Here is a 24830-nt window from a genome sequence, read left to right as displayed (position 1 = left end):
AACTCACGTGACAATCGAATTAGCGAGCGTGGAAATCAAACAAAAGCCGTGGGGAAGCACCAATCTGCTCCCGTGGAACGGTACGTCGACGGACGGCGCGCCGGTCGGCGAATTATGGTTTCAACGCGCCGACACCGCAGCGCCGGACACGGCATTGCTGCTCAAGCTGCTGTTCACGACGGAGCCGCTATCCATTCAGGTCCATCCCGACGATGCCTTCGCGCGGTCGATCGGGTTGGCCAACGGCAAGACCGAGGCGTGGTACATCCTTTCGGCCGGACCGGACGCTCGGATCGCCCTCGGCCTGAAGCGCACGCTTTCCCCGCTGGAGTTACGATCAGCCATCGCGGACGGTTCGATCGTCGATATGGTGCAATGGTATCCCGCGCGCGCGGGTGACGTTGTCTATGTTCCAGCAGGCACCATTCACGCGGTCGGCGCCGGTATCGTTCTTGCGGAAGTTCAGCAGCGAAGCGACGCAACCTTCCGGCTTTTTGACTATGGCCGGCAGCGGGAGTTGCATATCGACAACGCGGTTGTTGCAGCCATAGCCGGACCTGCCAAACGCCAGTCATCTCCGATTCAATTCGATGAAGCGAGGAAGGCCGTAGTGGTCGATGCGCATTTTGTTCTGGAGCAGATCGAATTTCTTCCCGGCTCTGTCTGGACGATCGAAGTTCAAAAGGAAGCCTGGCTTCTCGCCATCGGCGGATCTGCCCAAATTGGCTCGGTCAAGGTCGCTCCTGGCGAAGCCATCTTCGTGGAAGGTGATCGTGCCGACATCCAGGTTGGTGATCGAGGCCTGAAAGCGTTGCTGGCCTACATCGGCCCACATGTGGATCCGTGGGCGCTCAAACAACGATCCGACAACGTCGGACGTCATTCGTCTCCGGCGCCGTTGATCGCCGCCGTATCGGAAAATTTCCTGCCCAAAGCACCCGAGGTGCAAACGTGACGACTCCAAATCGCATAGCCTTCATCGGTAATTCGCTGCCGCGCCGGTGCGGTATCGCGACGTTCACCACCGATCTGCAGAACGCCGTAGCGGCCTCGCGCGGCGATCTGGAGGCGGTCATCGTGGCAATGACCGATCACGGCCAGATCTACGATTATCCATCCACCGTCGGATTCCAGATCAACGACAATCGTCCCGAGGACTATATCCGCGCGGCGGAGTTCCTGAATAACGGCCGGTTCGATGCCGTTTCGCTGCAGCACGAGTTCGGCATCTTCGGCGGCGAGGCCGGCGGTCACATTCTGGCGCTGCTGTCGCGCCTCACAATACCGGTGGTGACGACGCTTCACACCGTTCTGTCCGAACCAACCAAGGCGCAGCGCGATGTCCTCGTCCGCATCATCAATATTTCGTCGCGAGTGGTGGTAATGGCCGAAAAAGGCCGCGAGCTGCTGCGGGCCGTCTACCAAGTACCAGACGAAAAGATCGAGATCATTCCGCACGGGATTCCTGAATTTGCATTTGTCGAACCCGACGATGCCAAGGCCAAGCTCGGTTTCAGTGACAAGGCGGTCATTCTGACGTTCGGACTGCTGTCGCCGAACAAGGGAATAGAGGTCATGATCGACGCCATGCCGTCGATCTTGAAAACGCGGCCTGATGCGGTGTACGTGGTCCTTGGCGCGACCCATCCCAATCTGGTGCGGGATCAGGGCGAAGCCTATCGCGCCAGCCTGGTAGCGCATGCGCGCGCGGCAGGCGTCGAAAACCACGTGGTGTTCCTGGACCGGTTTGTCGACCAGAAGACGCTGCTCGAATTCATCTCCATGAGCGACGTCTATGTCACCCCGTATCTCAACGAAGCCCAGATGACCTCGGGTACGCTGGCCTACAGCTTCGGACTCGGGAAAGCCGTGGTTTCGACCCCCTACTGGCATGCGTGTGAACTGCTGGCCGACGGCCGCGGCATACTGGTGCCGTTCGGCGACGCCGCGGCGCTAAGTGTCGAGATATCCAAACTGCTGACGAACGATGTCCTGCGGCAGGCGATGCGCAAGCGCGCCTATTCAAGCAGTCGTTCGATGACGTGGGAGCGGACCGCTGAGCGCTATATGGCAGTGTTCGAGAATGCCGGGCGGAGACATCGGCTGAAGACGATTGCGAGGTCTGACACCAGCACGTTGCTGCGCGACAGAAGCGCTCCGCCGGAAATGCGGATCGACCATTTCCTGTCGATGTGCGACGACACCGGCCTGCTTCAACATGCCGTGCACAGCGTGCCGGATCGCTCGCACGGCTACTGCGTTGACGACAATGCCCGTGCGCTTCTGCTGGCATGCGCGCTCAACACTCCCGGCGAGCAACGACTGCCGGAAGTATTGACAGCCCGATTTGCCGCTTTCGTCCAGCACGCCTGGAATCCCGATACAAGGCGGTTTCGGAATTTCATGGGGTTCAATCGCTGCTGGCTGGAGGATTCCGGGTCAGAGGACAGTCACGGGCGGACTCTGTGGGCCTTGGGCGTCTGCGCCCTCACCGATGCCAATTTGTCTCGCCGGACGTGGGCCGCCTCGCTGTTCGCCGAGGCGATGGCAATCGCGGACCAGTTTCGTTCGCCGCGAGCGTGGGCATTTGTCCTGCTCGGACTTGACGCCTACTGCTCGGCCGTCACCGAAGATGCCCGCGCCGCCACCTTGCGCCTTCTCTTTGCGGACCGCTTGATCTCGGTGTTCGACGCGGTCGAAACCGGGGACTGGGTGTGGTTCGAGGAAGGGCTTGCCTACGACAACGCCCGCCTGCCGCAGGCGCTGATCTTGACCGGCATGGCCACCCGGAATCCGATCTATCTGGAGACCGGACTGAAGTCCTTGCGCTGGCTTGTGGGACAACAGACATCCGTGACCGGCCAATTTCGTCCGGTCGGCACCGAAGGCTTCGGCGAGACCCGGCGGCGGCCGCAGGCGTTCGATCAGCAGCCGCTGGAAGCGACGGCCACCATTGCGGCCTGCTTCGCGGCGTGGCGGGCCGATCATGATGTCGAGTGGAAAGCCGAAGCTGCACGCGTGTTCGCCTGGTTCCTTGGCAGCAACGACCTCTCGGTCTCCCTTGTCGATCTGGAAACGGGAAGTTGTCGCGATGGCCTGCATCCCGATCGTCCCAACGAGAACAGGGGCGGAGAATCGGTGGTGTCGTACCTTCTCGGCCTTTCCGAAATTAGACAGGTAGCCCGTCTCGGCGAAAGCCGCGCAAGGCCGACGCCTTTGGTCGCTTGACGGCCGCCCACATATCCCTTCCCCTGAACCAACCGAGGGCACCTTGTCGCAATTCCCGTTCCTGAACCGTCAGGCACTTTATCTGCGGCCTGATCCCACAAGGGTTATCGTTCGTCCGTTCAAACCGGCAACCGAACCGCGCGACCTCAATCCGACGGACAAGACCCGGGCCAATCATATTGTCGAACGGGTACTCTCACTGGATTCCGCGACCGCCGCCGCGCAACTGGCCGACGTGCTCGAGAATTTTCTGGGGCGCCATCGCAATCTGCTGCAGGCGTTCGAGTTGCGCGCCGGGGAGATGGAAGAGGCGCTTGCCGATCATGCCGCGTTCACCCAGGTGCAGCGGCAGTTGGTCGGGGCTTACTTTCTCAACGAGTATTCGTTTGAAGCCTCGGCCTTGTTCAATCCGAGCATCGTCGCCCATCCGGATCAGTCCGGTTTGCCCGACGGCAGTCTTCGCTTCGTCCTGAGCCTTCGCGCTGTCGGCGAAGGGCACGTATCCTCGCTGACATTTCGATCCGGGACAATCGCCTCGGACGGAACCGTGAAGGTTGATCCCACAGCTCGGCTTGCCTCTAGCCCCGATATCGTCAAGCACTCATCGGGTCCGGGCGGAGATGACGTCAAGGTAATCTTCAAAAACGCCGAAGAAATAAGCGAACGGGTCATCTTTCCCGTCACGGAGTCGCAGTCGAACGGAATCGAAGACGCCCGGTTCGTACAGTTCGACGACAATGGACGGCGCACCTATTACGCGACCTATACCGCCTACAGCGGAAGGGCGATCCGGTCGGAACTGATCGAGACATCCGACTTCGTATCGTTCCGGCTGTCGGCATTGAAAGGTAACGCGGCCCGCAACAAGGGCATGGCGCTATTCCCCAGGAAGATCGACGGCAAATACGCGATGATCGCCCGCCAGGACAACGAAAATCTATATCTAATCTACTCGGACGATCTCTATACCTGGGAAGGCGGCCATACGATCCTGAAGCCTGAATTCCCGTGGGAATTCGTCCAGATCGGCAACTGCGGATCGCCGATCGAACTGGACGAAGGATGGCTGTTGTTGACGCATGGCGTCGGCCCCGTGCGCAAATATTCGATTGGGGCCGCATTGCTCGACAAGAAGGATCCGTCGAAGGTAATCGGCCGTTTGCGCGAGCCGTTGCTGCGGCCCGATCCCTCCGAACGCGAAGGATACGTTCCGAACGTCGTTTATACCTGCGGTGCGATGCGGCACGGCGATAACATCATCTTTCCTTATGCCGTCTCCGATACGTTTTCCAATTTTGCCACGATCGAAATTGGCGCGTTGATGAGGGCCATGAAGTCCTGATGACGGGCTGATGCCCTCACCTCTTTGATCTGCCTTGCGTCTGCGACGGTCTTTGAACCTCGGCTTAAGCCGTGCGCGGCCACTTACATCACAGAGGACGCGATGACATTGCTCAAGCCAACGAGACAACAGCGGTCGGAGCGCGAGCGCCGGTCCCAACCAGGCTGATCCTGATCTCTACTTTTGCTGCTCGTCGCTGCGCAGCAGAATTTCGATCGTCGCGAATATCAGCAAGAACGCGAAAAACGCCAGGACGACGACAACGTGCGGCGTGCCGCCGGATTCGGGTTCGGCCGCGAGAACCGGCAACGTCATCGCGGGCTCGGATTGACGTTCGGTCTGGGCGCGCGGCACGACCTGGACGATATCGATCCAGCGATCCAGCCAGCTTGCGGACGCCGTGCCGCCCGCCCCGCCCCCGCGTGCGTCCAACGTCTGAGCAGGAACGTCATCGGGCAGCATTTCCGACATGGCCTGACGCCAATCGGAACGACGGCTTCCCCGTTGAACCTGTCGATCGATATCTGACTGATTTTTACGGACCTCGCGATGCCGGCCCGGCGTCGCGTCCCAGCAATGATCCGGTCCATGCCAATAGATGTGCACCGAGCCATAATGCTGGCGCGCTTCGCTCTTGCTCATGCAGGAACTCGAGGCCTGCGATGGCACCGTCAATGCTGATATCGACGCAACAATGAACGCCGCACCAAAGAACGCAACGCGCATGGAGTCGCTCCGTCCTGCACCCACACCAGACAGACGCCGCCGCGACTTGGAATCAATTCGCTAGAGTCTAGAAATCAATGAGCATCTAATTAAGGCACCAAGGACAGTCTTCATGTCCTATTTGCCGCAGGCGGCTGCGTCACAACAGGCTGTCGGCACGCCAGTGGACATGCGCGCCGGACCCGTTGAAAAAACTGCAGCGACTCGGGCCGCAATGTTATCCAAGTTTCTGACTAGCTCTCGCGTGTAACAAATTCGTCGGCCGATTCGGCTGTTCATTGCAAAGCACGAGGTGACTCCATGGCATTTTTCAAGCGCGAGCTTGGTCCGGTCGAGCGCTTCGAGAGCGTGTTGAAGGACAAGCTGGCGGCGCGGCAAAAACTGGCAGCACGGTTGAGCCTCTCCGAAAAGGAACTTGAAGAAAAGCGCACCGCGGCCGAACAGCTGGCAGTGGCCGGTGCCGCCAATGCCCGGCTTGATCGAGCGGAAGCCAATATGCGTACCGTCGAGGATCGCACCAAGATCATGCGTGCCGGCTTGGCGGAGTTTGACGAACAGGTGGCCTCGGCCGAGCGCGCTTTGGCGGATGCCAAGGCGCAGCACGACCGCAACATGATCGCTGACGAGATTGAGACAATGGCTGCGGCCATTGAACGGGCGGCACCGGGATTTCAAGCCAGTGCGGCCGCACTGATCGAAGCCGTCACAAAAAGCTCGGCGTCGATACCGGAAGCAACCAGGTTCTCGAGCAGCGTGGATGCCGTGCGTCGCGAGGTCCTTTCGGCGACCGACCTGATCTGCTGGGAGCTGCGGTCCGCCGCGGTACGCACCCGCGCCGGCAACGCGAACATGGCAAGCCCCGCCCCGTCCCTTTCAGAGCAACCGCCGCCGGCAGAGACCGAGCGGCAGATGATTTACACCCTGCATCCGCTGCTTTGGCGGGAGGACGGCGAGACGCGCCGGGTTCCGGCCTTTGCGATGGTCAGGCTGCCAAAGCACCTGCTCCCGGTAGCATTGCGGCATCACCATGTGGACTATCTCAATGCCCGGCGCGTGCAGACCTTGATGCACCTTCATGGCAGCGAAGAACCCCACGGCGAACCCGGGCACGACGACCCGCTGCTTGTCGATCTCGATGCTCTGCTTGCGGAGGAAAATCAGGGCGCACAGGCCGATGTTGCGCAGGCCGGGTGAACGGGATGAGGTCACCCCGCTGACGGCCGTCCCGGCGCGACGCGCGGCAGAATGATGCTGATTTTCGTGCCCTCGCCCGGCGCGCTGTCGAGCTGAAGCTCGCCGCCGAGCCGATTGGTCACGATGTTGTGGACGATATGCAGGCCGAGCCCGACGCGGCCGCCGTCGCGGCGCGTGGTGAAGAACGGATTGAAGGCCTGACGGCGCACGTCGAGGCTCATGCCGCAGCCGTCGTCGGCAAACATGATTTCAATATGGTCCACGCCCGAAGCCCGCAGCCCGACATTAATATTGCCGCCCTTGCCGTCCGGAAAGGCGTGCATCACCGAATTGAGAAAGAGATTGGTCAACGCCTGACCATAGGGGCCGGGATAGCTGTCCGCGGTCAGGCCGGGCTGGCAGTCGACGTGGAGCGTCACGTTGTTTTTCGGCAGTGCCGGCCGCAGGCCCGCCAGCACCTCGACCGTGAACTCGCCGGCATCGAAATGGCGCTGATCCAGATAGCTTCTATCCACCGTGACCTGCTTGAACGACTGCACCATCTCGGCCGCGCGATTGAGATTGGTGACCAGCAGCGCCGATGCGTCCCCGACGACTTCGATGAACTCGTTCAGGCTCGATCGCTTCAAGCCGCCGCGGGCGACTTCGGCCGCGAACGCCGCGCACTTGCGCTCCAGGACCGACGCCACCGTCAGGCTGGTGCCGACGGGGCTGTTGATCTCGTGGGCAACTCCCGCCACCAGCCGGCCTAACGCTGCGAGCTTCTCCGCCTCGATCAGCGACGCCTGGGTTTCCTGCAAATGGTGCAGCGCCGCCTCGGCGGCATCGCGCGCGCCGCGGATCTCGCGCTCGCTGCGCTTGCGCTCGGTGATCTCCTCGGCGGCGACATTGACGCCGACGATATTGCCGTTCGGCCCACGCTGCGGATGCCAGTAGGTGATCCAGCAGCGATCATCATTCTGGCCCGTGCGCTGGCCGTTGACCTCGATGCCGGTCACGGGGTCGCCGGTCTCCATGATCGAGCGCACGATGGCCTCGACCGCGTCTGCGAGCCCCGGCACGCAGTCGCGCACCGTGCGCCCGAGATGCCCCTCGACCGATATCCCGCAGATCTCGGTGAGGCGCTGGTTGATCTGCAGATAGCGGCAGTCTGGCGAGAGATAGGCAAGGCCGATCGGCGCGGTGTCATAGATCAACTGCAGCGCCGGCTGCTTTGGAAATTGCACTTCCTGGACAACCGACGATCTCATGTCATGCCCCCATACTCGCGCAGGTTAGCCGATTACGGCCACGTGCAATAGTCCCCCAATACCCCTCCACTTTGGCCGGATCGGCCGTGGCGGCCGACCCGGTCGCCAACGACCGGTCTCAGCGCTTGCGCGACGCCACCGGCTTCTGCTGCTTGCGCGATGCCGCGGCCGAGCGTCGCACAACCTCGGAAATCTGTAAGAGTTGGCTCGCGAGCGGGCTTGTCTTGCGCCAGATCATGCCGATGGTTCGCGATGGTTTTGGATTCTCGAACCGCGCGACGGAGACCGACGCCGAGCGCGTCTCCACCGTAACAGCCATTTCCGGGATCAAGGTGACGCCGATGCCGGCGCTGACCATTTGCACCAACGTCGACAGCGAGCTGCCATCGAGTAATTCCCGCGGCAGCGCCGAGTGCCGGTTGCAGAACGACAGCGCCTGATCGCGGAAACAGTGCCCCTCCTCCAGCAGCAGCAGCCGCATCTTGCTGAGTGTTTCACCGTTGGGGACCGGCTTGCCCTCGTCCTCTCCCGGACGGACCAGCACAAAATCCTCGGCAAACAGCGCCACCTCGGCGAACGAAGGCTCCGACACCGGCAGCGCGACGATCGCGGCGTCGATCCGCCCCTCCACCAATTCCCCGATCAGCTTTCCCGTCACGGTCTCGCGGACGTGAAGATCAAGGCCGGCATAGGTGCGCGTGAGGTTGCCGATGATGGCCGGCAGCAGATAGGGCGCAACCGTCGGGATCACGCCGATGCGCAGCCGCCCGACCAGCCCGTCCTGGGAGACACGGGCCAGGTCTTGCAGTTCATCGACCGAACGCAGAATGTCACGAACGCGCAGTGCGAAGGCTTCGCCGAAGCCGGTCAGGCGGACCTGTCGCGCGCCGCGTTCAAACAGCGGCGCGCCCAGTTCGCCTTCCAGTTCCTTGATCTGCATCGACAGCGCCGGCTGCGAGATCGCGCAGGCGTCCGCGGCGCGTCCAAAATGGCCGTGTCGCGCCAGCGCCTCGAAGTAACGCAGTTGCTTGAGGGTCAGGTTGTTCATAACGACAGCTTATCACGGCAATCAGTAAATCACACTTAAACTGATGAAATGACCGTGCTAGAACCCTTCAAATTGGGGACGGGTAAGCCGACGTCACCCCGGCGTCACGGGCACCGTCCACACAGCAGTTCAGTCAACGAAGCCACGATCGGAGAGATATATGGACGGAAATGATGGCAAGAACGCCGGCAAATGCCCGGTCATGCACGGGGCAAGCAGCCAACACACCAACCAGGACTGGTGGCCGAACCAGCTGAACCTCAGCGTTCTCCATCAGCACTCCGCCCTCTCCAATCCGATGGGCGAGACCTTCAACTACGCGGAAGAATTCAAGAAGCTCGATCTGGAGGCCTTGAGGAAGGACCTCCACGCGCTGATGACGGACTCGCAGGATTGGTGGCCGGCGGACTTCGGCCATTACGGGCCGCTGTTCATCCGCATGGCATGGCACAGCGCGGGCACCTACCGCATCGGTGACGGCCGCGGCGGCGCCGGCGCCGGACAGCAGCGTTTTGCGCCGCTCAACAGCTGGCCCGACAACGTCAACCTCGACAAAGCGCGCCGGTTGCTTTGGCCGATCAAGCAGAAGTACGGCAAGAAGATCTCGTGGGCCGACCTGATGATCCTCGCCGGCAACGTCGCGCTGGAGTCGATGGGCTTCAAGACGTTCGGTTTCGCCGGCGGACGCGCCGATGTCTGGGAGCCGGAAGACGACATCTTCTGGGGTCCCGAAGGCAAGTGGCTGGCGGACGAACGCTACAGCGGCGACCGCGATCTTGAGAACCCGCTCGGCGCCGTGCAGATGGGCCTGATCTACGTCAATCCGGAAGGCCCGAACGGCAAGCCCGATCCGCTCGCCGCGGCCCGCGACATCCGCGAGACGTTCGCGCGCATGGCGATGAACGACGAGGAAACCGTGGCCCTGATCGCCGGCGGACACTCCTTCGGCAAGACCCATGGCGCCGGCGACGCAACCCTGGTCGGCCCCGAGCCGGAAGCCGGAAGCATCGAGCAGCAGGGTCTTGGCTGGGCCAGCTCCTATCGCACGGGCATGGGCGCCGACGCCATCGGCAGCGGCATCGAGGTGACCTGGACCACGACGCCGACCAAGTGGAGCAACAACTTCTTCGACAACCTGTTCGGCTTCGAGTGGGAACTGACCAAGAGCCCGGCCGGTGCCCATCAGTGGACGCCGAAGAACGGCGGCGGCGCGGGTTCGATACCGGACGCGTACGATCCGTCGAAGCGTCACTCCCCGTCGATGCTGACCACCGACCTCTCGCTGCGGCTCGACCCGGCCTACGAAAAGATCTCGCGGCGTTTCCACGAGCATCCGGACCAGTTTGCCGACGCGTTCGCCCGCGCCTGGTACAAGCTGACCCACCGCGACATGGGTCCGATCGTGCGTTACCTCGGCCCGCTGGTGCCGAAGGAAGAACTGCTTTGGCAGGATCCGATTCCGGCGATCAATCATGAGCTGATCGGGGATCAGGACATTGCCGCGCTGAAGGCGAAGATCCTCGCCTCCGGCCTGTCGGTATCCCAGCTGGTCTCGACGGCCTGGGCTTCCGCCTCGACGTTCCGCGGCTCCGACAAGCGCGGCGGCGCGAACGGCGCCCGCATCCGCCTGGCGCCGCAGAAGGACTGGGAAGTCAACCAGCCGGCCGAGCTTGCCAAGGTGCTGGCGAAGCTCGAAGCGATCCAGAAGGAGTTCAACGCGGCACAGAAGGGCGGCAAGAAAGTCTCGCTGGCCGACCTGATCGTTCTCGGCGGCAGCGCCGCTATCGAGAAGGCCGCAAAGGACGGTGGCAACGACGTGAAGGTGCCGTTCACGCCGGGCCGGATGGACGCATCACAGGAGCAGACCGACGCACATTCGTTTGCGCCGCTCGAGCCCACCGCCGACGGCTTCCGCAACTACAGCCGCGGCAAGCAGCGCGTGTCCGCCGAAGAGCAGTTGGTCGACAAGGCGCAACTGCTGACGCTGACCGCGCCCGAGTTGACCGCCCTGCTCGGCGGCCTGCGCGTGCTCGATGTCAACGTTGGACAGTCCAAGCACGGCGTCTTCACCAAGAAGCCGGGGACGCTCAGCAACGACTTCTTCGTCAACCTGCTCGACATGAGCACGGTATGGAAGCCGGTCTCGGAAGCGCAGGATGTGTTCGAGGGACGCGATCGCAAAACCGGCGCCGTGAAGTGGACCGGCACCCGTGTCGATCTCATCTTCGGTTCGCACTCCCAGCTCCGGGCGTTTGCCGAAGTCTATGCCTCCGCCGACGCGCAAGCGTCGTTCGTGCGCGACTTCGTCGCCGCCTGGACCAAGGTGATGAACGCGGATCGCTTCGAACTCGTTGGCTGATCCGACAAAACGGCGTTCGAGCGCGGCTGAAACCAGCCGCGCTCGGGCGTCAGATCCGGACCGGCGAATTGTCCCGATATCCGCGATCCGCCGGCAAACGCCTAGTCAACCTTCACATTGGCGTCCCTGATCATCGGCCACCATTTTGCGATCTCGGCCTTCTGCCAGGCGCCGAGCGCCTCCGGCGTGAGCTGATTTTTGGGCGGCATCTGCAAGCCGAGATTTTCAAGCTGCTTGCGCACGGCCGGATCGCTGAGGGCATCGACCGCAGCCGCATTCAATTTCGCGACGATTTCCTTGGGTGTATCCTTGGGGACCCAGAGGCCGGACCACAGCGTCATGTGAAATCCCGGCAATCCCGCTTCGTCCACGGTCGGAATGTCGGCGGCGGACTCGACGCGCTTGTCGTCGGTGACGGCATAGGCGCGGATATTGCCGGCGCGGACCTGGCTGATTGAATTGGAGGTCTGGTCGACGATCAGGTCGATCTGGCCGGCGACGAGATCGTTCAGTGCTGGCGCGGTGCCGCGATACGGCACGTATTGCAGTTTGATGCCGGTGACGTTCTCGAAATACAGCCCGGCGATGTGGCTTCCGGAGCCTGCACCGGCGGTGCCCGCGGTCGGCGGCTTCGGCTGCGCCTTCAGCCAGGCCAGAAATTCCTTCAGCGACTTCGCCGGCACCGCGTTCTTGCTGACGATGATCATGGGATTGCTCGGCAGCAACGCCACCGGCTCGAGATCGGTGACGAGGTCGTAACCGAGCTTGTAGATCGCGCCATTGGCGACGTGGGTGCCGAGATGTCCGAAAGAGATGGTGTAGCCGTCCGGCGGCGAACGCACGGCACGGCCCACGCCGATCGAACCGCCCGCCCCGGTCACGTTCTCGACCAGCACGGTTTCACCGAGCGTGATCTTCATCCGCTCGGCGAGAATCCGCGTCATCGCATCCGACGGCCCGCCGGCGGCGAACGGCACGATGATGGTGATCGGGCGCGAGGGATAATTCTCGGCATCGGCGACACCGCTGAAAGCCAGGGCCGCAACAACCGCCAGAATGATCTTCCGCATGACGAACTCCCCAAACATCCTACCGCCGTCATTGCGAGGAGCACTTGCGACGAAGCAATCCATACTTCCGATGCCGCCAGATGGATTGCTTCGCTACGCTCGCAATGACGGTTACAATTTCGCGTAATCGATCGGCTGATGGCGATCGAGGGTACGCGTAACCGGCGGCAAGGGATACTTAAGCCCTGTCGCGCAGTTGAACAGCATCACGCGATCATTTTTAGTGACGCGTCCGTCGGCGAGGCTTTCCTTATATGCGGCGTAGGTCGCAGCGCCCTCCGGACACAGCAACAGCCCCTCCTCTCGCGCCACTTCGTTGAGCGCAGCAGAAATCTTCTCATCCGTCACCGCAATGGCGAAACCCTTGCTCTCGCGGACCGCGCGCAGGATCAGAAAATCTCCGACCGCCTGCGGCACACGAATGCCCGACGCGATGGTGTGCGCATCTTCCCAGCGCGGCGCGTGCTCGGTGCCTGCTTCAAAAGCGCGCACCATCGGCGCGCAGCCTGACGCCTGCACCGCGACCATGCGCGGCCGCTTCGAGCCGATGAAGCCGATCGCCTCGAGTTCGGCAAACGCCTTCCACATCCCGATCAGGCCGGTGCCGCCGCCGGTCGGATAGAAGATCACGTCAGGCACTTCCCAGCCGAGCTGTTCGGCGAGTTCCAGCCCCATCGTCTTCTTGCCTTCGATCCGGTACGGCTCCTTCAGGGTCGAGGTATCGAACCAGCCGGCCTTGGCTTTGCCCTCGCCGACGATCTTGCCGCAGTCGTCGATCAGGCCGTTGACGCGATAGACGGTCGCGCCCTGCAGTTCGATCTCGCTGACGTTCACCTCCGGCGTATCGGCCGGGCAGAAGATCGTGGTCTTGATCCCGCAGGACGTCGCATAGGCCGCCAGCGCCGCCCCCGCATTGCCGTTGGTCGGCATCGCCATGTGCTTGATGCCGAGCGCCTTGCCCATCGAGACCGCCATCACCAGTCCGCGGGCCTTGAACGACCCCGTCGGCAGACGGCCTTCGTCCTTGACGATGATCTCGCCGCCGCCGAGCTTCTTGCCCAGCTTCGGCAACCGGATCAGCGGCGTCGTGACTTCGCCGAGGCTGACGATGTCGGAGACCTTCCGCACCGGCAGCATCTCGCGATAGCGCCACATGTCGGCGGGCCGCTGCGCCAGCGCGTCTTTCGTCAACGCCTTCTTTACGCCGGCGAGGTCGTAGCGCACCAACAGCGGCTTGTTGGCTTTCGAAAGGTTATGGATCTGGTCAGCGGGATAATGATCGCCTTCCATCGCGCATTCGAGATGGGTCACGAACGTCGGGCGTTCGATCGTCAGATTGTCATTGTCTTTCACGGATTGATCTCTCGTTTGTCGTTGGGCGCAATCGAGCGATAGCGCCTTACATGTTCAACACGCGCCCATAGGCATCCAGCACCGCTTCCTTCATCATCTCGGACAAGGTCGGATGCGGGAAGATCGTGTGCATCAGTTCTTCTTCGGTCGTCTCCAGGTTCATCGCGACCACATAGCCCTGGATCAGTTCGGTGACCTCGGCACCGATCATGTGGGCGCCGAGCAGTTGTCCGGTCTTCTTGTCGAAGATCACCTTGATCAGGCCCTGGTCCTCGCCGAGCGCGATCGCCTTACCGTTGCCGACGAACGGGAAACGGCCGACCCGGATTTCGCGCCCGCCCTCTTTCGCCCTCGCCTCCGTCAGACCAACCGAGGCGACCTGCGGCTGGCAATAGGTGCAGCCCGGAATCAGGTTCTTGTCCATCGCGTGCGGATGCAGGCCCTTGATGGCCTCGACGCAGACCACGCCCTCATGCTCGGCCTTGTGCGCGAGCATCGGCGGTCCCGCGACGTCGCCGATGGCGTAGATGCCGGGCACGTTGGTCTTGCCGTAGCCGTCGATCACGACGCAGCCGCGGTCGGTCTTGACGCCGAGTTTTTCAAGCCCAAGGCCTTCGATATTGCCGACCACGCCGACCGCGGAGATCACCCGCTCGAACTCGACCGTCTGCGGCGCCTTGCCGTCGTCGATGGTGGCGACGACGCTGTCGACCTTCTTCTCGAGTTTTGTGACCTTGGTGTTGCTGAGAATCTTGATGCCCTGCTTCTCGAACTGCTTGCGCGCCAGGCCGGCGATCTCGGCGTCCTCAACGGGCAGGATCTGCGGCAGCACTTCGACCACGGTGACATCAGCACCCATGGTGTGGAAGAACGACGCGAACTCGATGCCAATCGCGCCGGAGCCGACCACCAGCAACGACTTCGGCATTTTGTCCGGCACCATCGCCTCGAAATAGGTCCAGACCAGTTTCTTGTCGGGCTCCAGTCCCGGCAGCACGCGCGGCCGCGCGCCGGTCGCGAGGATGATGTGCTTGGCCTGATAGGCGCCCTCGCCGAGCGCGCCCTTCGGCGCATCGACAGCGGATTTCTTCACGGTGACCTTGCCGGGCGCGTCGATCGAGGCGTCGCCCCAGATGACCGTCACCTTGTTCTTCTTCATCAGGAAGCCGACGCCGTCATTGAGGCGCTTCGACACGCCGCGCGAGCGTGCCACCACGGCTTTCGGATCGAATGACACGTTGTCGGCCGACAGTCCGTAATCCTTGGCGTGCTGCATGTAGTGGTAGATCTCGGCCGAGCGTAACAGCGCCTTGGTCGGAATGCAGCCCCAGTTCAGGCAGATGCCGCCGAGATAGGATTTCTCGATGATCGCGGTCTTGTAGCCGAGTTGGGCGGCGCGGATCGCGGTGACGTAACCGCCGGGGCCGGAGCCGATGATGATGATGTCGAAGGATGTGTCGGCCATGGCTATGCGCTCATTCTCATCGTTCAACCGGACTGTTCACTTCCCTCATTGCGAGGAGCACTTGCGACGACGCAATCCATGCTTCCGGTGGTGAATGGATTGCTTCGCTGCGCTCGCAATGACGGCTGTCACACCATCATCATGACGGGATTTTCGATCAGTCGCCTGAACGCTCCGATCAACTCGGCACCAAGTGCGCCGTCGATGGCGCGGTGATCGCACGACATCGTCACGCTCATGATGTGCGCGGCCTCGACCTTGCCATTACGCACCACCGCCCGCTCCTCGCTGGCTCCGACCGCGAGGATGGTCGACTGCGGCGGGTTGATGACGGCTGTGAAGTGGCTGATGCCGAACATGCCGAGGTTGGAAACCGACGACGTGCCGCCCTGGTATTCCTGCGGCTTGAGCTTTCGGGTGCGGGCGCGCGCCGCGAGATCTTTCATCTCGTTCGAGATCGTCGACAGCGACTTGCTCTCGGCATTGCGAATGATCGGGGTGATCAGACCGCCCGGCATCGCGACCGCAACGCCGACGTCGGAATGCTTGTGCTTGAGCATGCCGGCTTCGGTCCAGCTGACATTGCAGTTTGGCACCTGCTGCAACGCGACCGCGAGCGCCTTGATGACGAAGTCGTTGACCGAGAGCTTGTAGAGCGGCTTCTTTTCCTTGTCCTTCGGCGCGGCAGCATTGATCTGTTCGCGCGCGTCGAGCAGCCGGCCGATGTCGCAGTCGATGGTGAGATAGAAGGTCGGAATCGACTGCGTGGCCGCCGTCAGGCGCTGCGCGATGGTTCGGCGCATGCCGTCATGCGGCACGGTTTCGTAGGAGCCCGGCTCAAACAGCGAGAGGATCTGCTGGTCACTCATCGCCGGCGCAATCGCGGGCGCTCCACCCGCGGCCGGGGCTGCCGCCGGCGCCTTCAGGCCCTTGCCCGACTTGGCGTCCGCGACGTCGCGGGCGACGATGCGGCCATGCGGGCCGGAGCCGTTGATGCGGCCGATCTCGATGCCGGCTTCCTTGGCGAGACGCCGGGCCAGCGGTGACGAGAATACGCGGGCGTGGCCGTTGGCTTGCGCCGCCGGTGCGGCCTGCGGCGCGGGAGCCGGTGCAGCGGCAGCGGGCCTGGGCGCAGGAGCGGCAGCAGCAGGCGCTGCTGCGGGAGCCGGTTGCGCGGCCGGTGCAGCGGCGGCCTTCGGCGCCGACGCAGCAGCGGATCCCGCCGCCTTCACATCCTCGCCGTCGCCGGCCAGCACCGCGATGATATCGTTGACCGGAACATCCTGCGTGCCTTCAGGAACAAGTATTTTGGCGATCGTGCCTTCGTCGACCGCCTCGACTTCCATCGTCGCCTTGTCGGTCTCGATCTCCGCGATCACGTCGCCGGACTTGACCTTGTCGCCCTCTTTCTTGAGCCACTTGGCAAGGTTGCCCTTTTCCATGGTGGGCGACAGCGCAGGCATCAAAATGTTGATCGGCATTGTCAGTGACCTTGTTGCGACCGGGGCGTGGTCGTGCCCACGTCAGTCGGTCGATTGATTTCGGCTTCGAACATGTCGACGATGCGCCCCAGCGCCTCGTCTTCGGTGTATTCGGCCTCGCGCCCATAGGCGCGCGCGGCGTGGCGGGCGATATCGACCAGCAGCAGGCCCCACATATCCGGATTCTCAAACGCGCGCTGGAACGCGATCGAGAGCCCGCCATCGACCACGAACGCACGCAATATTTCGATCGCGTCCTCGCGGCCGATGACGTCGGGCGGCAGTGGCTGTTCGTTGGGACCAGCCATGAACGTTACCGATACGACACGGCTTTGGCGGCCGCGACCACGTCAGCTACCGTGGGCAATGCGAGCTTTTCGAGGTTCGCCGCATACGGCATCGGCACGTCCTTGCCCGACACCCGCGCCACCGGCGCATCCAGGTAGTCGAAGGCGTGTTCCATGATGCGGGCGGCGATCTCGGCGCCGACGCCGCTCTGCTGCCAGCCCTCTTCCACCGTCACCGCACGGCCGGTCTTCTTGACGGAAGCGACGATGGTCTCGGTGTCCATCGGGCGCAGCGTGCGCAGGTCGATCACCTCGGCTTCGATGCCTTCCTTGGCCAGCTCGTCGGCGGCCTTCAACGCGTAGCTCATGCCGTTCGACCACGAGATCAGCGTGACGTGTCCGCCAGAGCGAACGATGCGCGCCTTGCCGATCGGGATCACGTAATCGTCGAGCTTCGGTACCTCGCCGGTGTGGCCGTACAGCATTTCGTTTTCGAGGAAGATCACCGGATTGGGATCGCGGATCGCAGCCTTCAACAACCCCTTGTAGTCGGCGGCCGAGAACGGCGCGATCACCTTCAAGCCGGGCACTTGCGAATACCAGGCCGAGTAGTCCTGGCTGTGCTGGGCAGCGACACGGGACGCCGCACCATTTGGACCGCGGAATACGATCTGGCAGGTCATCTGGCCGCCGGACATGTACAGCGTCTTGGCCGCGGAATTGATGATCTGGTCGATCGCCTGCATGGCGAAATTAAAGGTCATGAATTCGACAACCGGCTTTAGTCCCGCCATCGCCGCACCGACCCCGATGCCGGCAAAGCCGTGCTCGGTGATCGGCGTGTCGATGACGCGCCTGTCGCCGAATTCCTGCAGCAGACCCTGCGTAACCTTGTAGGCACCTTGATATTCGGCGACCTCTTCGCCCATGACGAACACGTCAGGGTCGCGCCGCATTTCTTCGGCCATCGCGTCGCGCAGAGCCTCGCGGATGGTCATCGTCACCATCTCGGTGCCGGCGGGGACTTCCGGATCGGGCTCGGCGACGGCAGCGGCCGGTGCCTTTGGCGATGGCTCGGGCGCTTCCGCCCTGGCGGCGGCGGGAGCTGCGGATTCCGCGGCCTTCTCCTGCTTCGCAGGTGCTGCAGCCGGCGCTTTGGCGAGATCGGCGGCGGTCTCTCCATCAGCCAGAATGGTTGCGATCGGAGTGTTGACGGCAACATCGGCCGTCCCCTCGGGGATCAGGATCTTGCCGAGCGTGCCTTCATCGGTCGCCTCGACTTCCATCGTCGCCTTGTCGGTTTCGATCTCGGCGATGACATCGCCGGACTTGATGGTCTCGCCTTCCTTTTTCAGCCACTTGGCAAGGTTGCCCTTTTCCATGGTGGGCGACAGCGCAGGCATCAGCACTTGAATGGGCATATCGGCTCCCGAAGTCAGTCTCTCGTTTTGGTCTGCGCGGTAGAACTAGCGGTACACATCGGTCCAAAGCTCGGACGCATCCGGCTCAAGATCGCGCTGGGCGAAATCCGCCGAAGCGTTGACGATCTCGCGGACCTCGGCGTCGATGGCCTTCAACTCCTGCTCGGGGACCTTGGCCGCCAGCAGGCGATTGCGCACCTGCTCGATCGGGTCCTGGTCGTGGCGGACCTTCTCGACCTCTTCACGGGTCCGGTACTTGGCCGGATCCGACATCGAGTGACCACGGTAGCGATAGGTCTGCATTTCAAGGATGAACGGTCCCTTGCCGGCGCGGCACCAGGCCACCGCCTCGTCGCCCGCGGCCTTGACGGCGCGAACGTCCATGCCGTCGACCTGCTTGCCGGGGATGTTGAAGGAGACACCGCGCTTGGAGAAATCGGTCTGGGCCGAGGAGCGCGTCACCGAAGTGCCCATGGCGTAACGGTTGTTTTCGATCACGTAGATCACCGGGAGCTTCCACAGCTCCGCCATGTTGAAGCTTTCGTAGACCTGGCCCTGGTTGGAGGCGCCGTCGCCGAAATAAGCCAGGCTGACGGAATCATTGCCGCGATAGCGATTGGCGAAGGCCAGACCCGTGCCGAGCGAAACCTGGGCACCGACGATGCCGTGGCCGCCGTAAAAATTCTTCTCCTTGCTGAACATGTGCATGGAGCCGCCCTTGCCCTTGGAATAGCCGCCGCGCCGTCCGGTCAGTTCGGCCATCACGCCGTTGGCTTCCATTCCGCAGGCCAGCATGTGGCCGTGGTCGCGGTATCCGGTTATGACCTGATCGCCCTTTTTCAGGGCCATCTGCATCCCGACCACGATGGCTTCCTGGCCGATATAGAGATGGCAGAAGCCGCCGATCGCACCCATGCCGTAGAGTTGGCCGGCTTTTTCCTCAAAGCGGCGGATCAGCAGCATGTCCCGGAGCGCAGCTAAATCCTGCGCTTTGGTGAATTCCGGAGGGGACCCCTTTGCCTTCTCCTGCCCTGCTTCCTTCTCAACGCTTTTCTTGGGTGCGGCCATGGCAATTCCGGATGAGAGAGACGATCAGCCCTCTCTATCCCAACTCAAACCGCTGCGAAAGCATTGCGTGCGGCGGCGAAAATATTGCTATGCCGCACTGCAACGAGACGCGACATTTTTGAAATTGATTTTGCAGGTTTTTGAAATTTGCGGATGAGCCGTCAGCGCGTTCCCGACGTGCACGCCGTTGCATGCGTCAGCGTGGCGTGACGGTCCGCACGAGGTCGCGCGGATTGGCGTAGTCGAGCTGGAAGCGCGCGCGCTCGTCGAGCAGGTCGGGGTCGACCCGATCCGACCTCAGCAGCGAAACCCGCTGCTCGCCCTGCATCCGTTCCCGCTTCAGCCGCGCCAGTTCCGACGTCAGCGCGATGATCTCCTGATCGAGTTCCTGACGCGCGTTCAGCCCGTATTTGCCGGTATAGGCGTTGACACCGAAATAGCCGACCATCAGCGCCGCCATCGTGTAGAGGGCGAGCCCGGTAAGCAGCGATTTCAGTCGGGTGCGAGAGACCATAGGGCCAAGATGCGACGGTCTGGTTAAGAGTATCCTAAGACCGTCGCCACGGCCGAAAAACAAGCGCCGTCATTGCGAGGAGCGAAAGCGACGAAGCAATCCACATTTTCCCGAGCGGAAAGATGGATTGCTTCGCGGAGCCTGTCATCGGGCGCGCATTCGCGCGACCCGTTGGCTCGCAATGACGGGGGAGAGACCGCAGCCTTAGCGGTTATGCTTTTCGATGAAAGCGGCGAAGGCTTCGATGTACTGCTGCAGCACTTTCTGCAGCGCTTCCTTGGTGAGTTGGCCCTTGTCGTCGAAGGCATCGCCGATACCGGTCAGGTAGATTTCGGGCTGTCCCATGATCGCGCCGGAGATGCCCGGCAGGATGTTCTGCAGGTGCTTGGCCGCGCTGACGCCGCCGAGCGGGCCCGGAGAATTCGAGACGATGCCGACCGGCTTCCCGAGCAACGAGCTCTTGCCGTAGGGGCGTGAAGCGACGTCGATGGCGTTCTTCAACACGCCGGGGATCGAGCGGTTATATTCGGGCGTCACGAACAGGACGCCGTTCGACTTTTGCAGCTTTTCCCGGAACGCAGTCCAATCGGCCGGGGGAGCTGCTTCCTCGTCCTGGTTGAAGTTGGAAATCCCGTGCGGGGTCATGACTTCGAGCTTCAGGGACGCCGGCGCCAACTTGGCCAGTGCGTTGGCGATCTTGAGCGAGAAGCTCTCCTTGCGAAGACTGCCCGCGATGGTGACGATGGTATGGGTGGCCATTGGATTTTCCCTCTTGAAGCTGAAGTGCCCGGCGCGCAGTTAAGCCAGATCGGGAAGAAGGATGCAAGTGCATGCAATGACGTTTGTGACGGCCTGGGGGAGAATAATCTTGCTCCCCACAGCAAAACAGGCCGCCTTGTTCAGGCGGCCTGCAAAGTCGTCGGACCAGCCGGGAGCCGTCAGCCCTTGTTCGGATTGATCAGGAATTTCTCGCCGGTGGCGCGCTTGTTGTAGACGGCGATGTTGGACATCTGCAGCACCTCCGGCAACGACACCACCTGGGTGTAGTGGCTGGCAAAGGTCGTCTTCAACTCGGAAGCCACGCGCTGGCGCAGCCGGCCGATGTCGGCCGGACCGATCTTCTGCAGGAACGGCGTCAAGAGCCAGCCGCTGACCGACCAGGTCAGGCCGAACGCCCGGCTCAACTCGGTCGGACCGGTATTGAGGCTGCCGTAGATATAGACCTGCTTGAACACGCTCGAACCGTAACGGCTGTATTCCTTGGCAGTCTTGTTGGCGGCGATTTCCATCGCGGTCAGGATTTGGCTCGCGAGCTTGCCGCCGCCGATGGCGTCGAACGCGATGGTGGCGCCGGTCTCGACGAGGGCCGCAGTCAGATCATCCATGAAGGTCGGCGAGGTGGAATCGACGACGTACTTGGCGCCGATCTTGTGCAGGATATCCGCCTGCTCCTTGCTGCGGACGATGTTGACGAGGCCGATACCGTCCTTGATGCAGATCTTGTTGAGCATCTGCCCGAGGTTGGAGGCGGCGGCGGTATGCACCAGCGCCTTGTGGTTCTCGCGCCGCATGGTCTCGGTCATGCCGAGCGCGGTCAGCGGATTGACGAACCACGACGCGCCGTCGGCCGCGGTGGTGCCGGCCGGCAGTTCCATCACGTCCCGCACCTTCATGGTGCGATACTGCGAGTACATCGCGCCGCCGATGATCGAGACGGTTTTGCCCATCAGCGCCTTGGCGGCATCCGACGAGCCGGTCCGGACCACGGTGCCGGCGCCCTCGTTGCCGACCGGCAGGGATTGATCGAGCCGAGCGCCCATCATCTTCACCGCCGCATCCGGCATCTTCGCGGTAACCACCGGAGATTCCTTCGAGCCCGAAACGACCGCGGTGGACATGTCGGCCGGACCGATCAGGAGCCCGAGATCGGACGGGTTGATCGGCGTCGCCTCGACGCGGACCACGACTTCGTCGTCGGCGGGTTCGGGCGTCGGGATATTCACCAGCGACAGTTCGAGTTCGCCGCTCTTCTTGAGCAGCGAACGAAGTTGCAGCCCGGTCTTGCCATCACTCATCGCAAATCCTCCCGTTTGTGTTTGTTATATCTGGATGCGCCGGCGCGTTACGCCAGTGCCTTGAAGGCCGCCCGGCCGGCATATATCGCCTGGGTGCCGAGCTGCTCCTCGATGCGCAGCAGCTGGTTGTACTTGGCGGTGCGGTCGGAGCGCGCCAGCGAGCCGGTTTTGATCTGGCCGCAGTTGGTGGCGACCGCGAGGTCGGCGATGGTGGAATCCTCGGTCTCGCCGGAGCGGTGCGACATCACGGCGGTGTAGCCCGCCTTGTAGGCCATCTCGACCGCTGACAGGGTTTCGGTCAGCGTGCCGATCTGGTTGACCTTGATCAGGATCGAGTTGGCGCGGCCGTTCTTGATGCCGTCGGCAAGACGCGTCACGTTGGTGACGAACAGATCGTCACCGACCAACTGGCACTTGTCGCCGATCAGGTCGGTCAACTCCTTCCAGCCGTCCATGTCGTCTTCCGACATGCCATCCTCGATCGTGACGATCGGATAACGCGACACGAGATCGGCGAGATACTTCGCCTGCTCGGAGCGCGAGCGGGTCTTGTTCTCGCCGCCATAGACGTAATTGCCGTCCTTGAAGAACTCGGTGGCGGCGCAATCGAGCCCGAGCATGACGTCCTTGCCCGCGGTATAGCCGGCCTTGCCGATCGCGCTCACCACGAATTCGAGTGCCGCGTCCGCCGACGGCAGGTTCGGCGCAAAGCCGCCCTCGTCGCCGACATTGGTGTTGTGGCCGGCCTTCTTCAGTTCACCCTTCAGCGTGTGGAAGATTTCGGCTCCGCAGCGCAGCGCCTCGGCGAAACTCGCAGCCCCGACCGGCAGGATCATGAACTCCTGGAAATCGATCGGGTTGTCGGCGTGCATGCCGCCGTTGATGATGTTCATCATCGGCACCGGCAAGGTCCGCGCCGAGGTGCCGCCGACATAGCGATAGAGCGGCATGTCGAAGGATTCGGCCGCCGCCTTGGCGCAGGCGAGCGAGACGCCGAGGATGGCGTTGGCGCCGAGCCGGCTCTTGTTCGGCGTGCCGTCGAGGTCGATCATGATCTGGTCGATCTGGACCTGTTCCTCGACCGCCTGGTCGCTCAACGCATCGAAAATTTCGCCGTTGACGGCCTCGACCGCCTTCTGCACGCCCTTGCCGAGATAGCGCTGCTTGTCACCGTCCCTGAGTTCAACCGCCTCATGCGCGCCGGTCGAGGCGCCCGAGGGCACCGCCGCGCGGCCGACCGAGCCGTCTTCCAGTACCACATCGACTTCAACGGTGGGATTGCCACGGCTATCGAGAATTTCGCGGCCGATGATATCGACGATGGCGGTCATGGGAGCCTCTTGGGAATTGGAGAAAGGACGGTTGGCGCTGCTTCTACAGCAAGGCTTGGGGCCGGAAAAGGCCGCCCTCACCCGTGACGCTGGCGGCCGAATTGTCTAATAACGCGGCAATGGAGAATCCTTATGTCGAAAATGCCTCGTAAACCTGCGAAGTCGCCCGGCCTGCAACTCGGCCGTGCCGTGGAATGGCCCGATAGCCCCGAAAAGGCCAAACTCGACCGTGTTCCCAATCCGCAGGCCGACACCAATTACGTGGTCCGCTTCACCGCGCCGGAATTCACCTCGCTCTGCCCGGTCACCGGCCAGCCGGATTTCGCGCATCTGATGATCGACTACGTGCCCGGCCGCTGGCTGCTCGAATCCAAGTCTCTGAAACTTTATGTCGCGAGCTTCCGCAACCATGGCGCCTTCCACGAGGATTGTACCGTGATGATCGGCAAGCGCATCGCCGACGAAATCAAGCCGAAATATCTGCGCATCGGCGGCTACTGGTATCCGCGCGGCGGCATCCCGATCGACGTGTTCTGGCAGACCGGCAAACTGCCCAAGGGCATGTGGATGCCCGACCAGGGCGTTGCCCCCTACCGCGGGCGGGGTTGAACCGAACGGCCGGTCATTCCGACCACCGCACATGCGAAACTCAGTCTCTGCCGTCATCCGATTTGCCGCCGTGTCGTGTCTGCTCGGGATGCTTTCGAGCGTACATGCCGCGCCAATGCCGTCGGAGGATCGCTACATCGCGGCGCGCGACGTTGCGATCGCGAAAATCTCCAAACTGTATGACGGCAAAAAAGGCGATGAGGCCGAGAAGACCGAAAAGGCGGCCAACGCCGATCTTCTTGCGCAGATGAAGCTGATTTTGGCCGAACCCGATCGCAAGGGATTCGGGCCGGCCAAGCTCAACCTCGACGCCTACTCCAAAGGCGACGAGGGCTTTGGCCTGCTCGACGGCCTGCGGTTCGACTCCCTGGTCGGCGAAAACGGCGAGAAAGCCGACGCCAACGGCTCCGACGGCAAGTATATCGAACCGAAGGCGCACATCATCGTCACGACGCAGACGCTGCTCGAGCGCTGGCTGCGCGGACACAAGGATTGGTGGGGCAAGAAGATCAAGAACGTGCCGCAGCAGATGGCTGCAGCGTTCAAGGATGAATCCTTCTACACTCAGGCCATCCCGACGGACTCAGCGGTCGTGGGCTTTAACGAATTGCCGATCGTCAAGCCGGCCTCCGCTACATCAGCCGCTGCACTACTGGGCGGGCGAACCCAGGACTCCGCGCCTGACGCGGCGGACGAAGTGTTCGTTTCGGCGGTTTCCAACGGCAAGGTTTACGTCGCCTATGGTTCGATCAGCCCCAAGGTGGAAATCCCGGCCTGCCGTGCGATCAGGGCCGACTACAACAAGAAAGCCGAGAAGGCCGCCGAGGATTTCCAATCCCATCGCATCGACAAAAAAGCCTATGACAAGCTCGGCGACGTCAGGCAACAAGGCGAAGACGCCTACAAGAAGTGCTTTACCCAGCGCGGCCCGCAACAGCGGTCATTCGCTGAGGTGACAAAGCAGGCTCAGGCACTGCTGGCGGAGGCGATGGGAAAGTAATCTCCGGCC

At 62.5% G+C, this 24830-nt stretch carries 21 protein-coding genes; 7 read left to right on the top strand and 14 right to left on the bottom strand.

The annotated features are described in order from the left end of the window. Window positions 1-7 precede the first annotated feature (7 nt). The 3 genes from FFI89_RS16625 to FFI89_RS16615 are packed head-to-tail and all read left to right on the top strand — an operon-like array spanning window position 8 to window position 4570. Complete coding sequence (locus FFI89_RS16625; RefSeq protein ID WP_138838334.1) at window positions 8-955, top strand: class I mannose-6-phosphate isomerase; 948 nt, start codon at window positions 8-10, stop codon at window positions 953-955. Beyond that, a complete protein-coding gene (locus FFI89_RS16620; RefSeq protein ID WP_138838332.1) occupies window positions 952-3228 on the top strand; it encodes a glycosyltransferase family 4 protein in 2277 nt (758 codons plus the stop codon). Before FFI89_RS16625 ends, FFI89_RS16620 begins: the two co-directional genes overlap by 4 nt. A gap of 43 nt (window positions 3229-3271) precedes the next feature. Continuing rightward, on the top strand, window positions 3272-4570 hold the full coding sequence (locus tag FFI89_RS16615) for a glycoside hydrolase family 130 protein (RefSeq protein ID WP_138838330.1): 1299 nt from the start codon (window positions 3272-3274) through the stop codon (window positions 4568-4570). Between the two features lie 177 nt (window positions 4571-4747). On the opposite strand, the gene FFI89_RS16610 is transcribed toward FFI89_RS16615, so the two are convergent. Beyond that, window positions 4748-5212 (bottom strand): hypothetical protein, encoded by a 465-nt coding sequence (locus tag FFI89_RS16610; RefSeq protein ID WP_138838328.1) that lies wholly within the window; start codon window positions 5210-5212, stop codon window positions 4748-4750. A 384-nt stretch (window positions 5213-5596) separates the two neighbouring features. Here FFI89_RS16610 and FFI89_RS16605 point away from each other — a divergent pair, with 384 nt between their 5' ends. Further along, window positions 5597-6490 (top strand): hypothetical protein, encoded by an 894-nt coding sequence (locus tag FFI89_RS16605; protein ID WP_138838326.1) that lies wholly within the window; start codon window positions 5597-5599, stop codon window positions 6488-6490. Window positions 6491-6501: 11 nt separating this feature from the next. Here FFI89_RS16605 and FFI89_RS16600 read toward each other — a convergent pair whose 3' ends face one another. Both FFI89_RS16600 and FFI89_RS16595 read right to left on the bottom strand, forming a co-directional pair. Next, on the bottom strand, window positions 6502-7740 hold the full coding sequence (locus tag FFI89_RS16600) for an ATP-binding protein (protein ID WP_138838324.1): 1239 nt from the start codon (window positions 7738-7740) through the stop codon (window positions 6502-6504). 118 nt (window positions 7741-7858) lie between these two features. Then, window positions 7859-8788, bottom strand: a complete 930-nt coding sequence (locus tag FFI89_RS16595) for a hydrogen peroxide-inducible genes activator (protein ID WP_138838322.1) — start codon at window positions 8786-8788, stop codon at window positions 7859-7861. A gap of 160 nt (window positions 8789-8948) precedes the next feature. On the opposite strand from FFI89_RS16595, the gene katG reads away from it, so the two are divergent. Further along, entirely contained in the window at window positions 8949-11147 is a 2199-nt protein-coding gene (gene katG, locus FFI89_RS16590) for a catalase/peroxidase HPI (protein ID WP_138838318.1), read from the top strand. Window positions 11148-11248: 101 nt separating this feature from the next. Here the strand turns inward: katG and FFI89_RS16585 are convergent, their stop codons facing one another. The 11 genes from FFI89_RS16585 to eno form a co-directional block, all read right to left on the bottom strand. Further along, window positions 11249-12217 carry a tripartite tricarboxylate transporter substrate binding protein BugD gene (locus FFI89_RS16585; RefSeq protein WP_138838315.1) on the bottom strand — a complete coding sequence of 323 codons (969 nt, stop codon included), beginning with the start codon at window positions 12215-12217 and terminating at the stop codon, window positions 11249-11251. A 111-nt stretch (window positions 12218-12328) separates the two neighbouring features. Further along, on the bottom strand, window positions 12329-13570 hold the full coding sequence (locus FFI89_RS16580; protein ID WP_138838313.1) for a threonine synthase: 1242 nt from the start codon (window positions 13568-13570) through the stop codon (window positions 12329-12331). A 46-nt stretch (window positions 13571-13616) separates the two neighbouring features. After that, window positions 13617-15035 (bottom strand): dihydrolipoyl dehydrogenase, encoded by a 1419-nt coding sequence (lpdA, locus tag FFI89_RS16575; RefSeq protein WP_138838311.1) that lies wholly within the window; start codon window positions 15033-15035, stop codon window positions 13617-13619. 128 nt (window positions 15036-15163) lie between these two features. Continuing rightward, window positions 15164-16516, bottom strand: coding sequence for a pyruvate dehydrogenase complex dihydrolipoamide acetyltransferase (locus tag FFI89_RS16570; protein WP_138838309.1), 1353 nt, complete (start codon window positions 16514-16516; stop codon window positions 15164-15166). A gap of 2 nt (window positions 16517-16518) precedes the next feature. Continuing rightward, window positions 16519-16824 (bottom strand): DUF5076 domain-containing protein, encoded by a 306-nt coding sequence (locus FFI89_RS16565; protein WP_138838307.1) that lies wholly within the window; start codon window positions 16822-16824, stop codon window positions 16519-16521. A 5-nt stretch (window positions 16825-16829) separates the two neighbouring features. After that, window positions 16830-18224, bottom strand: coding sequence for a pyruvate dehydrogenase complex E1 component subunit beta (locus tag FFI89_RS16560; protein WP_138838305.1), 1395 nt, complete (start codon window positions 18222-18224; stop codon window positions 16830-16832). Window positions 18225-18269: 45 nt separating this feature from the next. After that, window positions 18270-19292 (bottom strand): pyruvate dehydrogenase (acetyl-transferring) E1 component subunit alpha, encoded by a 1023-nt coding sequence (gene pdhA, locus FFI89_RS16555; RefSeq protein WP_138838303.1) that lies wholly within the window; start codon window positions 19290-19292, stop codon window positions 18270-18272. Window positions 19293-19488: 196 nt separating this feature from the next. Continuing rightward, complete coding sequence (locus FFI89_RS16550; protein WP_138838301.1) at window positions 19489-19806, bottom strand: septum formation initiator family protein; 318 nt, start codon at window positions 19804-19806, stop codon at window positions 19489-19491. 204 nt (window positions 19807-20010) lie between these two features. Further along, window positions 20011-20565: an NADPH-dependent FMN reductase gene (locus tag FFI89_RS16545; protein WP_138838299.1), complete on the bottom strand. Its 555-nt coding sequence runs from the start codon at window positions 20563-20565 to the stop codon at window positions 20011-20013. A 179-nt stretch (window positions 20566-20744) separates the two neighbouring features. Next, window positions 20745-21881 (bottom strand): zinc-binding dehydrogenase, encoded by a 1137-nt coding sequence (locus FFI89_RS16540; protein ID WP_138838297.1) that lies wholly within the window; start codon window positions 21879-21881, stop codon window positions 20745-20747. 47 nt (window positions 21882-21928) lie between these two features. Then, window positions 21929-23212 (bottom strand): phosphopyruvate hydratase, encoded by a 1284-nt coding sequence (gene eno, locus FFI89_RS16535; protein ID WP_138838295.1) that lies wholly within the window; start codon window positions 23210-23212, stop codon window positions 21929-21931. Between the two features lie 132 nt (window positions 23213-23344). On the opposite strand from eno, the gene queF reads away from it, so the two are divergent. Continuing rightward, entirely contained in the window at window positions 23345-23821 is a 477-nt protein-coding gene (gene queF, locus FFI89_RS16530; protein ID WP_138838293.1) for a preQ(1) synthase, read from the top strand. Between the two features lie 31 nt (window positions 23822-23852). Then, complete coding sequence (locus FFI89_RS16525; protein ID WP_138838291.1) at window positions 23853-24821, top strand: hypothetical protein; 969 nt, start codon at window positions 23853-23855, stop codon at window positions 24819-24821. Window positions 24822-24830: the final 9 nt, after the last annotated feature.

This window comes from Bradyrhizobium sp. KBS0727, from assembly GCF_005937885.2.
Classification (GTDB): Bacteria; Pseudomonadota; Alphaproteobacteria; order Rhizobiales; family Xanthobacteraceae; genus Bradyrhizobium.
The sequence above is the reverse complement of the archived record's forward strand: the minus strand, read 5'-3'. Positions and strand labels throughout refer to the sequence as shown.